Genomic DNA, 12,563 nt, shown 5'->3' on the forward strand with positions numbered 1-12,563 from the left:
TTCCCGACGGCCGCGAACCGCAACCGCCACGACGAAGGGGTCCTATGAGCAACCATCAACCACCGAAGCGCCGCGAGCAGCACAGCGCCGCTCGCATCCGCGCGGCCAAGAACGCCGAGGAACGTCAAAACGTCGCGCAGCACGCCTGGCACGCCATGTCGCGCGAACAGGCCATCAAGGAGCTCGACACCTTCCCCGACGGCCTGTCGCCCTCCACGGCGCATGACCGGTTGGCCGAATTCGGCCCAAACGAACTCAACGCCAAGCCTCCGCGCACGTTGGCGAACATGGTACGCGAGCAGCTGTCGGACCCCATGATCCTCATCCTCTTGACCGCAGCCGCGCTTTCCGCCCTGTTGCAGGAATGGGTCGAAGCCGGAATCATCGCGGCCATCGTGGTGGTCAACGCCGTCATCGGCATCGTGCAGGAGCAGAAAGCGCAATCGTCGCTGGAGGCGCTGCGCAGCCTGAGCGCGCCGGAAGCCCGCGTCATGCGCGGCGGCATCGAGACCGTCGTGCCTGCGCGCGACCTGGTGCCCGGAGACCTCGTGCTGCTCGGGGACGGCAGCATGGCCCCGGCCGACCTGAGGCTGACCAGCACGGCGGGACTGCGCATGCAAGAGGCTGCCTTAACCGGGGAATCGGTGCCGACGGACAAGAACGCCGCATCCGAAGCGCTTCCCGGAGCCCCCTTGGGAGATCGCGCCAACATGGCCTTCGCCACGGCCATCGTCACGGCGGGGCGCGGCGAAGGCGTGGTGGTGGCGACCGGCATGAACACCGAAGTGGGGCGCATCGCCGGCATGCTCGAGGAAAGCGACGGCCTGGACACGCCCATCAAGCGCAAGCTCGCCTCCTTCGGCAAGGGCCTCACCATCGTGGGCGTGGTAGCCGCGCTGGCCGTGATCGCCATCGGCCTAGCTTACGGGCGACCGCTCGCTCCCCTGTTGCTGCTGGCCGTGTCGCTGGCCATATCGGTGATACCGGAAAGCCTGCCTGCCACGGCAACCGTGACCATGGCGCTGGGAGTTCAGCGCATGGCGCAGCACGAAGCCCTGGTCAGGCGTTTGCCCGCCGTTGAAACGCTGGGCGGCGCCACCGTCATCTGCACGGACAAGACCGGCACGCTCACCGAGAACCGCATGAACGTGGTGCGCGTGGCCCTTGGGCCCGACCTTGCTCGAAAACGCCAGCTCGACCCCGAGCAAGCACGCGAGAAGCACGCCCGCCTCTTCGAGCACCTTGCGTTCACCGCCGTGCTCTGCAACGACGCGGTGCTCTCCCCTGCGGAATCGGAAGCCGTCGGCGACACGGTGATCGGAGACCCCACCGAAGGCGCGCTGCTCCTGCTCGCGCGCGACGGCGGCATCGATCCGGGAGAGCTGCGCGCCGCGTACCCGCGCCTTGCCGAACGCCCCTTCGATTCCGACCGCAAGCGCATGTCCACGGTGAACGACCGCGAGGGACAGGCCGTCGTGTCCGTGAAGGGCGCGCTCGATTCGATGCTGCCGCGTTGCGCCTACCTGCTTGACCAGGACGGCCCCCGTCCCCTTACCGACGAAGACCGCGAGCATGCCCTCGCGCTGGCCCAAACGCTCTCCGACGAGGCGTTGCGGGTGCTGGCCTTCGCAACCCGCGCGCTTGCGGGCGCGCCGGACGAAGACGACGACATCGAACGCGACCTGGTGCTGATCGGCATCGTGGGCATGATGGATCCGCCCCGACCGGACGTTCGGCACGCGGTCGAAACATGCCGAACCGCAGGCGTGCGCACCGTCATGATCACGGGAGACCACGCCGCCACGGCACGCGCCATCGGGCGCGACCTGGGCATCCATCGGCCGGGAGACCTCGTGGTTACGGGCGAGGAGCTCGACCGCATGGACGACGAGGCCCTTGACGAAGCCGTCAAGCACGCTTCGATATTCGCCCGCGTGTCGCCTTTGCACAAGCTGCGCATCGTGCGCGCGCTTCAGCATGGCGGCGAGGTCACCGCCATGACGGGCGACGGCGTGAACGACGCTCCCGCGCTCAAGGCCGCCGACATCGGCGTTGCCATGGGCATCACCGGAACCGACGTGGCCAAGGACGCTTCGGACATGATCCTCATGGACGACCGCTTCACAACCATCGTCTACGCGGTGCGCGAGGGCCGTCGCGTGTTCCGCAACATCCAGAAGGTGGTAGCGTTTTTGGTCGCCGACAACGTCGCCCAGATCATCGTGCTGCTGACGGCGCTTGCCCTCAACTGGAACGCCCCGCTGACCGCCGTCATGATCCTGTGGGTGAACCTGGCAACGGCGTCGCTTCCGGCGCTGGCCCTGGGCGTAGAGCCTGCCAGCCGTCACATCATGGAGCACCCGCCCATGCGCGCGAACAACCTGCTCGACGCAAAGCTCGCGCGCCGCGTGGGGTTCCAGGGCGTGTTCATCGCCGTCTTGGCCTTGGCCGCGTTCGCTATCGGCCGCGAAGCGGGAGGGGACGCGCTCGGCTGCACCATGGCCTTCGGCACGCTGGCCTTCTCGCAGGTGCTGCGCGCGCTCAACCAGCGCTCCACCACCGACCCCGTTTGGGACCGCGGCGAAACGCGCAACCCGCAGCTTGCCTGGGCTGTGGGCGCAAGCTTCGCCCTCATGATGATCGTGCTGCTGGTGCCGCCCGTCATCGAGGCCTTCGGCGGCACTTCCATGAACGCATGGCAGTGGGCGCTCGTCGGCGGCTTCGCCCTCCTTTCGGTCGTGCAGACCGAGATCGCGAAAGCCATCGGCCGCTGGCGCGCAAAGAGCTAACCGCGCGGAGCAAGCTCGTCGACGGCGTCCTCGCGCAACGCTAGATGCGCGGCCCCAGCTGCGCGCGCGTTCGGCGGACTCCCAGGACGCCGAACGCGATGCCCGCAAGGGAGCACGCGAGGACGATCCACGGCCAGATGCCCGGCTCCACCACGCGAGGAACCACGAGCACGACCCACGGCCCCAGCATGTCCATCACGGTGCCGAGGGCGAACGAATCGGCCGCGCGCACGAGGACGATCCAGGCGAGCGAGAACGCCGCCGCGCACGAGCAGGAGGCGATCAGCAGCCCGTAGCGCGCCCTCGCGCGCACGAGCAGGGCAACAGCGGCTGCGACCAGCAGCAACGCCATGACGATCCAGAGCACCTGGGCAATTGTGAGCAGCGTTCGGATAAGCTCGATGTTCACGGCCCTACCCCCTCTCGTCCAACGCGGTCGACACGCGCTCGACCGCATCCTGGGCGCGCTCCGCCGCATCCTGGGCCCGGTCGACGATACCCGCCGCACGTTCGGCGATGCCGCGCGCTTGCTCGAGCAGATCCTCGAGCGACTGGGCGCGCTCGACCGTCAGCTGCCCCACCGCCAGCAGATCGGGCACCGAGTAGGACACCTCGCGCCCGATAAGCTCTGCCACGGGGACCCGCGCCCACGGCGCCGCCATGCCCAGCGCCACGACCAGGCACAGCGCCGCCAGCAGGCGGTCGGGCGTGAGCGCGTCGCGAACGCGGCGCAGCACTGCGCGGGCGGTGTCCGCAGCGGTCGCCGGCCTGCTCATCGACGGCATCCTTCGCGCTTGCGGCGCGCCGCGCACGCTCCTAGAGCGCCGGTCGCCATAAGACACGCAACGACAGCGAGGGCTCCCGGAGCCCCGTCGCCCGTGGATGCGAGGCGCTGGGGAGCGGGCGCAGGCGCGGTCGACGCGGGCAGCGCGGGAACGGGCACGATCGGCGCAGGATCGGGTACGACCGGAGCGGGATCGGGCGCGCCCGGCGCGTAGGTCGCATCAACGACCCCGTTCACCAGCTTGGCAATGAGCGCATGGCCGTCATGGTTCGGATGCGGGTCGACGTTGAACGAGATCGAGCCGTCGGCGGCGCGCCCGATGGAGACGTTCGTCAAGCCGGGATTGTTGAACGGCTCGTACAGGTTCACGGCGGCGTAGCCTTCCGTGTTCCGGACGAACGCCTCGTTCATGATCTCGATGTAGCGCGCGCCGGCGCTGCCGAGGTCGATGGACAGGGGCAGGTCGGGATCCACATGCGCGGCCAGCTTGGGGAACAGCGTACGCACGTCGAGCACCTGGCCGTAGAACGGGTTGTACAACGTGGTCCAATACACCTGGGCGCGCGGCGCGCGGGCGTGGACGGCATCCAAGATGGCCGGCTGGTTCGTCGTCGCGAACGTCTCGCAGGCGGCGAGCAGCTCAGGGTCGGCGACAAGGGCCGCGTTGATGCGCTCGATGGCGGCCGACACCTTCTCGAGCAGCTCTTTGACAGGGTCGGGGCGCACGGCGACGAGCGCGTCGCCCGCTTCCGAAACGAGCGCGTCGCCCGTGTCCACCGCCAGCGCGGCTGCGTCCGGACCCGCCGCGGCTTCGTCGGCGATCGCCGCCTCTATCTGCGCTACATCCGCATCGCCTAGATCGCTGATGGGCTCGAGCGCCTCGGCGATGATCTCGATGAACCGCCCCAGCAAGTCGTTCGAGCCGATGGTTACGCTCACCGCGGTCGCATCGGCAAGCGCCGCGTCGTAGGCGCCTGCCTGCAGCGCGTCGAGCAGCTGCGTGCTCGTCCAGCCCGAGGCAGCCAGGTTGTCCGTCACCGACGGACCGAACGCGTCGGCGAAGTGCGCACCCACCAGCGACACGAACGCGTCGGAGGGCGTGGGTTCCTGATCGTAGCACTGGTCGCTGTTATCGTATTCGGACAGCGCGTAGCCGGCGGCGATGCTGTCGCCGAACGCCACGTACTTCGTGAGCAGCGGCTCGCAGGCTATGCGCTCCTTCGCGATGCCCGCGGCCGCAAGCCGTTCGACCATCTCCGCATTGCGCACGGTGAACGTCGTCGTGTCCGCGAGTCCTGCGAACGCGGCGGGGTCCACATCCACGACGCCCTCGATGTCGATGCGATCCACCGCGCCCGATGCGGCCGCCGCGCCGCTGAAGGCACCCGCCGCGATGCCCTCCACCGCGTAGGTAGTGGGATCCTCCCACGCTTCCATCACCATGATGGAGGCGGGGACCGCGACGATGCCCGCAGCTCCCTCCGGCAGTCCGGCCAGCACGACCGCGCCTTGCGCGGCACCCGCGTCGCGCACGATCGCATACGACATGTCCATGCCCGACTTCTTGTGCACGACGGTGCCCCCCGCCGCGAACGCCTGCAACGGGCAGAGCGCGAGCATGAGCGTCGCCGCCAGGATTCCCGTCGCGATGCGGCGCGCACCCGGCATGATCGATCTTCCAGCCATTCCCTCGCTCCTTCTTCGAGTTCGGACGAATCGCTTGCGAATGCCGGTTCCGGCGCTGGGACGCCGTCTGATCAGCATTCCAGCGCATCAAGCGCCACTGCGACAGCATAAGTATGGCGTGCCGCATGCGGCACGCAAGCGCGGTGGCAGGAAGCGGGGACCGACGGCACGAAAGCCGACGGTCGAGCGGCGAGCGGCGGCGCGTGGAGAGTTTGCGCGACCGAGCCGTCATCCTGCCATGCAACCCCGAGAAGGGCTACTATTGTTTCACTACTGAAACAATTACAACGAACGGGGAGCAGCATGGCCACCGCCGCGGGCGCGCACGACGAAGACGATCTGAAGCTCGATTCGACGTTCTTCGTCGCTTTCGACCTTACTCATCGCGCGCTCAAAAGCGGCCTGGCGCAAGCAAGCGACCTCAGCGTGACCCAGTACCGCGTGCTCGTGAAGCTTTTGGCCGCCCGGACGACGGGCGCAACCCAGTCGAGCCTCGGCAAGCTGCTCGCGCTCAAGCCCAACGTGGTGACCCAAGCTATGAACGTGCTCGTAGACGCCGGTTTTGCCACGCGAAGCGGCGGCAAGGCCGATGCGCGCGTGCGCACCGCGCGCATCACCGAGGCGGGCGTTCGCCATGTGGCCGAAGCGAACGAGGCCATCGTGGAGCGCCTGTACGCGCTGTTTCCAACCGAGGATGCGGTTCACCGCGCCATCCTTGAAGCGTCCATCGCCGCCGGCGCGAGCATCGACCCGCCGCTGGGCGGCGATGCGTCGTCGCGCTACGCTGCATCGCGCGCACTCGTATCGCTTGAACTGGTGAAACGCGGGATGGAAGACGCCCTGCGCACCGCATGCGGCGCGTCGCTCAGCGAATGTCGCGTGCTGCAGCGCCTTGGCGAGGTGAACGAGCCCTTGCGCATCGGCGACCTTGCCACGCAGCTGCAGATGACGCCCGTAGCCGTCGCGCGGGCGGTAGACGGACTTGTCGGGCATGCATGGGCGCAACGGCTGGCAAGCCCGCACGACCGCAAAGCCGTGTTCGCGGCTGCTACGCCTCAGGGCCTGCGCCAGCAGAAGATCATCGTGCGCACCATCGGCCTCCTTGCGCGCACGCAGCTGTGGAGCCGCCTCGACGACCATCAGCGTCGCGCGCTCGCCCGCGCCTGGCGCGTCGTCATCGCCGACATGCAGGCGCGCAAGGAGGCCGAGCGCAAAGCAGCGCTCGGCCTCCTGCAACCTCTCGAGTAAGACGCCGGGGCCCGCCGGCGTCGCAGCGCCCGCCTACGCGCGCGCCTTCTTCAGCAACGCGGACGCGCCGAACAGCATTCCCAGGTTCACCACGACGTCGACAGCAAGCCACATTCCCACGACGCCCACGTTGATGCTCGCCGCGTTGATGGCGGAAAACGTGCCCACCGTCAGCACCATGACCGCAAAGCCACAGCCCGCCGTGGCCGCCACAAGGTTCCAACCTGCGCGCTTCTCGTTCCGAGCACGCGCCAGGCACGCGCACACCACCATCGACGCGGCGCCGAGCAGCGTGCCGATGAACGCAGCCCACACGACGAGCGCGGCTACCAGCACCGGCAGCGCCGGCAGCTTCGAGCTCATGGAATGCACTTGCACGCCCGACAGGATTCCCGAAAGCACGACGAACAGGCACACGACGGCCGCAAGCGCCGTAGCCCAGCCCCACAGAAACGCGGTCGCCGGCCTGCCGGCGCCCGGCACGCCGCGCGCGAACAGCAGGCCGTGCAACGCGACCCCGGCCGTGGACAGCACCATCGCAAGCGAGGCCAGGAACAGAAACGCCATGAAGGCCGATCCCGTCAGGATGGAGCACACCACGTCCAAGATGGGAACCCCGGAAGCCGATATGTAGTCGTAAGCCAGCGCGCCGGACAGGTCCATGGCGGCCAGACCGATCCTCCCGACAACAGCCACGGCCAGCGCCATCAGGAACAGCATCGCGTACGGACGGGCCATGCCCTTCAGTTGCTCTTTCATCTCGCATCCCCTCCCTTACGCGCCTGCGCCGGTCATCTCGTGCTCCACCGCAGAGGTGCCGCACAGGTATCCGCCGCAAAACGCCAGTCCGACGTCGCCCATGAGCGAACCCAGGATAGGGTCGCCCACGTAGCTGTTCTCGCCGCAAGCCCCTCCGGCGGTGTGCCACCCGGCGTACAGGCCCTCGATGGGCCGCCCATCGGTGCCCATAACCTGCATGTCCTCGTTGATCAGCAAGCCCGCTTTCGTGCCGTACAGGTTGCCGCCGATGCGGCACCCGTAGAACGGCGGCTCCTTGACGGCGTGCAGCCATTCGGGAGGCATCGGGTACAGGTAATCGTCCTCGCCCTTCTCGCAGCACGCGTTCCACTTTTCCACGGCCTCGGTCAGAACGCCTTCGGCCAACCCCAGATCGCGTTCGAGCTCTTCCAACGTGTCGCGCTTCTTCAACACGTCGGCGTCGATGGCGTCCTGCACGCCGTGGTGCCAGTCGCGGTAGTGCTCGGGCACCTTGTCGATCTGCTCAAGGTCGGGCGTGATGAGCTTGCGGCAATGCTCCTGCGCGAAGCCCGCCAGGTGATCCTCGTAGTTCGCGTCGAAGATGATGTAGGAGCGATGCCCCGGAGGCGTCATCTGGATGGTGGCCAGATCGCCCAAGGCGTAGATGGCGTTCGCGCCGTCCTCGGCCACGCGGCTGTCCAGGTAGCGCAAACGGTTGCCGCAGCGATCGATGGTCAGCCACGGCTGGCGCGACAGCTGCGTCATGCCGTCGTAGAGGAAGCGCGCCCACTGCCCGCCTTCGGCCTGCCAGTCCACGCCGCCGTCGAAGCTGGCGGAGCTGTTGAACCCGGACACGTCGGCACCCGCGCCCAACCCCATGCGGAAGCACTCGCCCGTTTCGCCGCCCACCAGGTAGCTTGACGCGCAGCCCATGGCCGCCGTGGGAATGTACTTCTCCAGAAGCGCCTTGTTGTTGCAGAAACCGCCCGCCGTGAGAATGACTGCGCGAGACGCGTGGATGTACACCTCGCGCTCGAAGTCCTCCTTGGCCACCAGGCCCACGATACGACCGCCCGCATCGCGCACGAGCGCCACCGCCGGGCACTGGAACTTGTACTCGACGCCCTTGCGCTGCCCGTAGCTGAACATGGCGTCCGTGGCGTCTTTCATCTTGAGCACGTGATGGTCGAGCGTCGAGTTCTTCGGCGCCACGTACACGGGAACCTCGCCCAAGCGCCACCGCACGCCGCAGTCCGCCATCCAGTCCAGACTCTTGCCGCCCTCGCAGGCAAGCTTGTAGATGAGCTTGGGATCGGCCGCATAGTGATACTCGTCCATGGCCCAATCGGTCAGGGCCTTCGGATCAAAAGGATAGGACGGGAAGGCGAAGCGCTTCTCGTCCTGCCCGCTGTAGCCGCCCAAGATCCCGCACATGCCGGCCGATTGTGCGTTGCCGCCGTGCAATCCCATGGCCTCGACGCAGATGGTCTTCGCGCCCAGCTCGGCTGCGCGCGCCGCCGCGTTCAGGCCGCCGCCGCCCGCGCCCACCACGCAGATATCGCATTCGTAGTCCCACTTCTGCGGCACCGCGCGCGGCGGAATGGGCGTTGCGTCGTCTGCGGGAAACGCTGCCGCGTTATGCTCGCGATACGTGCCGTCCTCCCACGAGGCGTTCGTCGCCGCGCTGTCGGGAACCTGAACGTTCTTCGACCCGTCGGCTGCCCAATCGCCGATGACTCCCGCCGGCACCGCATGCGCCGCGGCTGCGGGCATGACCGCCGCAGCCGCCGTGCCGCCCACGACCGCCGCCGCGCCCGTCAGGAACGCGCGGCGCGACATTCCCTCCGCGCTGCGTCCGTTATGCTCCTTCATCGCAATCCCCTCCCTAGTTTCCCGCAGAGACGGCAGCGCCTGCGCCTGTTTCCGCTTGCGCAAGGGCGTCCTCGACCGCCTGCTTGACGCCGGCAGTGGTGATGGTAGCCCCGCTCACAGCGTCGATGTCGGCGCCCTGCGCCGCGTCGATCAGGGCCGCGTACTTGCCGTCGCGGATGGCCTCAAAGCCGCCGACGCTTTGCGTTTCGCCTTCCTGCGTTGTTTCTATGCAGGTCAAGCGGTTGTCCTGAACCAAAAGCGTCACCGTCACCAAACCGTCCATGCCCTTGCCCGTGCCGGTGTACACGCCGTCGTGCAGCGTTCCTTCAGCCTTTTTCGCAGGATCGACCGTCACCTGCGCCGCCCACGGATCGTCCGTGCGCAGCGCCAGCTGCTCGGCGCTCGCCGCATCTTTCGATCCTGATCCCTCGAACCCCGCGCCGCACCCCGTAAGGCCCAGCGTCAGCGCCGCAGCGCATCCCGCAGCCACAGCCGTCTTCTTCATACGCACCCTCCTCGGTCTTCGGGAACGGCGATCGAAACCGCGTTCCCGGTCCAGCCCCTAACGCTTCGAAGCGTCGTTCCATCCGACGGGAATTTCGTAGTCATGGCAGGTATTGCAGTACATCTGGGAAGCTTCGTGGACGCCATGGCAGTTGCTGCAATCGATGGCCTCCCCCTGATGCGAGCGATGCGGGTTCACGCCCGCCCGGCCTCCCCAATCCTGCGTTGCGGCCACGACGCTCTCCCAATCATGGCAACCGCTCTGCGCGCACATGCCCTTGTCGGCGGTGACGCCCGTCCGCGTGATGCGGCCCGCCTCGTCCGTTTCGAAATCGCCGGATACCCAGGCCACGCCTTCGGCCACCTGTTGATCGATCTTCGCCTCGTGGCATTCCAGACAGGTCGCGTTCGCTCGCTCGTGCGCGTTCGCCAGCAGCGTTTCGTCGTGATAGTAGCCCTCCACGTACGCGTCCATCGGATCGTGGCAGATCGCGTTACAGAAGCCGGGCTGCTCGTGCCACACCCAAAAGCCCCCTCCCGCGGCAACCGCCGTAATCGCGACCACCGCCGCCACGATCGGCCATTTCCTCTTTTCGGAGCGCTTCTCGCTCGGCTCGTTTCCCTCCATGGCCCCTCCTTTTCCCTTTAGTTCATTGTTGTATCTTTTTCGTTTCACTAATGAACTTTATGGAGCGCATGCTAGCATCTTTGCGAGCGCGGCGAAACCCGCCGTTGACGAGCGGAATCGTTTCGTCAACGAAAGCGGCGGGGACGCGGGGCGCTTGCGGCAATGCGGCGGTCGCGCCGTACGACGCCCCTTCCGCGTAACCGATACGCCGCATAGCGCGCTCTCCCATGCAGCGCCCCTTCCGTGCAGGGCGCGCACCATGCAACTCGCACGCTCACGACGCTCTCTCCCATGCAGCGCGCCTTCCGCGCTGGCTCCTTCCGCAGGCGGGCCTTATTGACGCTTTGCGAAAAGTGTTAATTGACGATCCGTCAATGATGGGCGTATGCTGCGCTCATCAGGGGATCGACACCATCGCCTTTGCAAGCGGCTTAGCGAAAGCAGGCAAGCGCGAAGAACGACCGTCGGCAAGGAGGGAACCATGGGCACCGCGAACGACAAGGCGGCACGAAGCGCGCCGTCGGCTACGCGCCGCGCGGACATCGTGGCAGCCGCTCGGGCGCTCTACGAAGAGCGCGGGCTCTCCAAAACGTCCGTCCAGGACATTACGGATCGCGTGGGCGTGACGCGCTCGCTGTTCTATCACTACTTCCCCGACAAGGAGGCTGTGACGTCGGCGGTGCTTGACGACTACGTTGCCGATTTCATCGAAGCCACCCATTATTGGAACGCCCAGCGACGCACGGGCGACATCGAGCACGCCCTTTCGAGCGTGGTCAAGCTCATGCGCCTAGGCGTGTTCGAGCACGACGCCTTCCGCCGTTCGCTCGCCTCGCGCGAGAACGCGGCGCTCTACATCGACTTCGTGAACCGCGTGGCCGACCGCATAGCCACCTACATTGTAGAGACCACGGTGCAGGACTACAGCGCGCGCCATCGCGTGCGCATCGACCACGTCTACGAAACGTTCTACGTCCTTATCTTGGGAATCGTGGGCTACCTGCGAACGCACCCCGACGCTGACGACGAAGTGCTGAAAGACCTTATCGTGCAAACGCTCCACATGGACAGAGGGCGTCCCGAAACCGACGATACCGAATAGCGCCAAGCGGCGCGTATACCGGAAGAAACAGGTCGAAAGGCGACCTGTGCGAAGCATACCCGAAAGAAGGAGGGTTCCATGTTGTTCCAAGTGTACGGCGAGAACGCCGTGTACCAATGGCTCGGCTGGGCGATGGTGTTCATCTGCCTGATCCTGGTCAACGAAGTGGCGCGTCGTTCCAAGGCGGGAGGCGTGTTCTGCTTCCTGATCCTGCCCGCAGGGCTGACGGCGTACTTCATCGCCATCACCATCGGCGCCATGTCAGGCGCTCAGTGGGCGCTCGACAACCCCACGCATCTGTACATGAACAGCTGGTTCCACTACGCGAAGCTGTACGCGGCAACCATCGGCTGCATCGGCTTCATGGCACTCAAGTACAAGTGGGGAAAGATCGGCAAGTCGCATTGGTTCAAGTGCTTCCCGTTCGTCATCGTGGCCATCAACATTCTGATCGCCGTGGTGAGCGACTTCGAAAGCGCCATTCGCGCCTGGGGCACCACGTGGGTGTCCACCGAGGGCGTCACGCTCTACGGCGGCTGGCACAACGTGTTCAACGGCATCGCGGGCATCTTGAACATCTTCGTCATGACCGGTTGGTTCGGCATCTACGTGTCCAAGAAGAAGCAGGACATGCTGTGGCCTGACATGACCTGGGTGTTCATCATCTCCTACGACATCTGGAACTTCTGCTACACCTACAACTGCCTGCCCACGCACTCCTGGTACTGCGGCCTGGCGCTGCTTCTGGCCCCCACCGTGGCGGCGATGCTGTGGAACAAGGGCGGCTGGATCCAGAACCGCGCGTTCACGCTGGCCATCTGGTGCATGTTCGCGCAGTGCTTCCCGCTGTTCCTGGACGACAGCGTGTTCGCCGTGCAGTCCGTGAACGACCCGAACGTGAACCTCGTCGTATCGGTGCTGGCGCTGGCGGCCAACGTGGCCGCGCTGGGGTACGTGGCGTACCGCAGCAAGAAGCTTGGCAGAAACCCCTACACCAACGAGATCTTCGTGGGAACGAAGGACTACGAGCAAGCCATGGCTCGTCGCGAGGACGCTCCTGCTCAGACGGCGTAGCGCCTGGCATATCGCAAGGCTTGCAACCGACAGCCTACATGCATCTTGCTTGAAGAACGGCCTGGGAATCCGGGCCGTTCTTCTTTGCACCCCGGCGTCTCTCGCGCGCAATCCCCT

At 66.5% G+C, this 12,563-nt stretch carries 11 protein-coding genes; 4 read left to right on the forward strand and 7 right to left on the reverse strand.

Annotation, left to right across the window (positions count from 1 at the left end; translation table 11 throughout):
- Positions 1–44: 44 nt before the first annotated feature.
- Positions 45–2,789, forward strand: coding sequence for a cation-translocating P-type ATPase (locus LQE90_RS01335; RefSeq protein ID WP_231088160.1), 2,745 nt, complete (start codon positions 45–47; stop codon positions 2,787–2,789).
- A gap of 40 nt (positions 2,790–2,829) precedes the next feature.
- On the opposite strand, the gene LQE90_RS01340 is transcribed toward LQE90_RS01335, so the two are convergent.
- The 3 genes from LQE90_RS01340 to LQE90_RS01350 are packed head-to-tail and all read right to left on the reverse strand — an operon-like array spanning position 2,830 to position 5,259.
- Positions 2,830–3,198 carry a hypothetical protein gene (locus LQE90_RS01340; RefSeq protein ID WP_114565796.1) on the reverse strand — a complete coding sequence of 123 codons (369 nt, stop codon included), beginning with the start codon at positions 3,196–3,198 and terminating at the stop codon, positions 2,830–2,832.
- A gap of 4 nt (positions 3,199–3,202) precedes the next feature.
- The gene (locus tag LQE90_RS01345) at positions 3,203–3,565 is read right to left on the reverse strand and encodes a hypothetical protein (protein ID WP_216528587.1); all 363 of its coding nucleotides are present in this window, start codon (positions 3,563–3,565) and stop codon (positions 3,203–3,205) included.
- A complete protein-coding gene (locus tag LQE90_RS01350; RefSeq protein ID WP_216528588.1) occupies positions 3,562–5,259 on the reverse strand; it encodes an SGNH/GDSL hydrolase family protein in 1,698 nt (565 codons plus the stop codon). Before LQE90_RS01350 ends, LQE90_RS01345 begins: the two co-directional genes overlap by 4 nt.
- 303 nt (positions 5,260–5,562) lie before the next feature.
- Between LQE90_RS01350 and LQE90_RS01355 the strand changes: the two genes are divergently transcribed.
- Complete coding sequence (locus LQE90_RS01355; RefSeq protein ID WP_216528589.1) at positions 5,563–6,507, forward strand: MarR family winged helix-turn-helix transcriptional regulator; 945 nt, start codon at positions 5,563–5,565, stop codon at positions 6,505–6,507.
- Positions 6,508–6,540: 33 nt separating this feature from the next.
- On the opposite strand, the gene LQE90_RS01360 is transcribed toward LQE90_RS01355, so the two are convergent.
- The 4 genes from LQE90_RS01360 to LQE90_RS01375 are packed head-to-tail and all read right to left on the reverse strand — an operon-like array spanning position 6,541 to position 10,270.
- Entirely contained in the window at positions 6,541–7,266 is a 726-nt protein-coding gene (locus tag LQE90_RS01360; RefSeq protein ID WP_216528590.1) for a hypothetical protein, read from the reverse strand.
- A 15-nt stretch (positions 7,267–7,281) separates the two neighbouring features.
- A complete protein-coding gene (locus tag LQE90_RS01365) occupies positions 7,282–9,138 on the reverse strand; it encodes an FAD-dependent oxidoreductase (RefSeq protein ID WP_114565801.1) in 1,857 nt (618 codons plus the stop codon).
- Positions 9,139–9,151: 13 nt separating this feature from the next.
- Positions 9,152–9,643, reverse strand: coding sequence for an FMN-binding protein (locus LQE90_RS01370; RefSeq protein ID WP_216528591.1), 492 nt, complete (start codon positions 9,641–9,643; stop codon positions 9,152–9,154).
- A 57-nt stretch (positions 9,644–9,700) separates the two neighbouring features.
- Positions 9,701–10,270: a cytochrome c3 family protein gene (locus LQE90_RS01375; RefSeq protein WP_216528592.1), complete on the reverse strand. Its 570-nt coding sequence runs from the start codon at positions 10,268–10,270 to the stop codon at positions 9,701–9,703.
- A gap of 481 nt (positions 10,271–10,751) precedes the next feature.
- Here LQE90_RS01375 and LQE90_RS01380 point away from each other — a divergent pair, with 481 nt between their 5' ends.
- Both LQE90_RS01380 and LQE90_RS01385 read left to right on the forward strand, forming a co-directional pair.
- Positions 10,752–11,372: a TetR/AcrR family transcriptional regulator gene (locus LQE90_RS01380; protein ID WP_114565805.1), complete on the forward strand. Its 621-nt coding sequence runs from the start codon at positions 10,752–10,754 to the stop codon at positions 11,370–11,372.
- A gap of 78 nt (positions 11,373–11,450) precedes the next feature.
- Entirely contained in the window at positions 11,451–12,446 is a 996-nt protein-coding gene (locus LQE90_RS01385) for a DUF5692 family protein (protein WP_114565806.1), read from the forward strand.
- Positions 12,447–12,563: the final 117 nt, after the last annotated feature.

Origin of the sequence: Paraeggerthella hominis (genome assembly GCF_021044775.1) — a bacterium.
Taxonomy (GTDB): Bacteria; Actinomycetota; Coriobacteriia; order Coriobacteriales; family Eggerthellaceae; genus Paraeggerthella; species Paraeggerthella hominis.

What these genes read in the sequence shown, in the direction of transcription:
- LQE90_RS01380 (WP_114565805.1), top strand. Translation starts at nt 10,752, where the DNA reads ATGGGCACCGCGAACGACAAGGCGGCACGAAGCGCGCCGTCGGCTACG.
- LQE90_RS01360 (WP_216528590.1), bottom strand. Translation starts at nt 7,266, where the DNA reads ATGAAAGAGCAACTGAAGGGCATGGCCCGTCCGTACGCGATGCTGTTC.
- LQE90_RS01365 (WP_114565801.1), bottom strand. Translation starts at nt 9,138, where the DNA reads ATGAAGGAGCATAACGGACGCAGCGCGGAGGGAATGTCGCGCCGCGCG.
- LQE90_RS01375 (WP_216528592.1), bottom strand. Translation starts at nt 10,270, where the DNA reads ATGGAGGGAAACGAGCCGAGCGAGAAGCGCTCCGAAAAGAGGAAATGG.
- LQE90_RS01370 (WP_216528591.1), bottom strand. Translation starts at nt 9,643, where the DNA reads ATGAAGAAGACGGCTGTGGCTGCGGGATGCGCTGCGGCGCTGACGCTG.
- LQE90_RS01355 (WP_216528589.1), top strand. Translation starts at nt 5,563, where the DNA reads ATGGCCACCGCCGCGGGCGCGCACGACGAAGACGATCTGAAGCTCGAT.
- LQE90_RS01335 (WP_231088160.1), top strand. Translation starts at nt 45, where the DNA reads ATGAGCAACCATCAACCACCGAAGCGCCGCGAGCAGCACAGCGCCGCT.
- LQE90_RS01350 (WP_216528588.1), bottom strand. Translation starts at nt 5,259, where the DNA reads ATGGCTGGAAGATCGATCATGCCGGGTGCGCGCCGCATCGCGACGGGA.
- LQE90_RS01385 (WP_114565806.1), top strand. Translation starts at nt 11,451, where the DNA reads ATGTTGTTCCAAGTGTACGGCGAGAACGCCGTGTACCAATGGCTCGGC.
- LQE90_RS01345 (WP_216528587.1), bottom strand. Translation starts at nt 3,565, where the DNA reads ATGAGCAGGCCGGCGACCGCTGCGGACACCGCCCGCGCAGTGCTGCGC.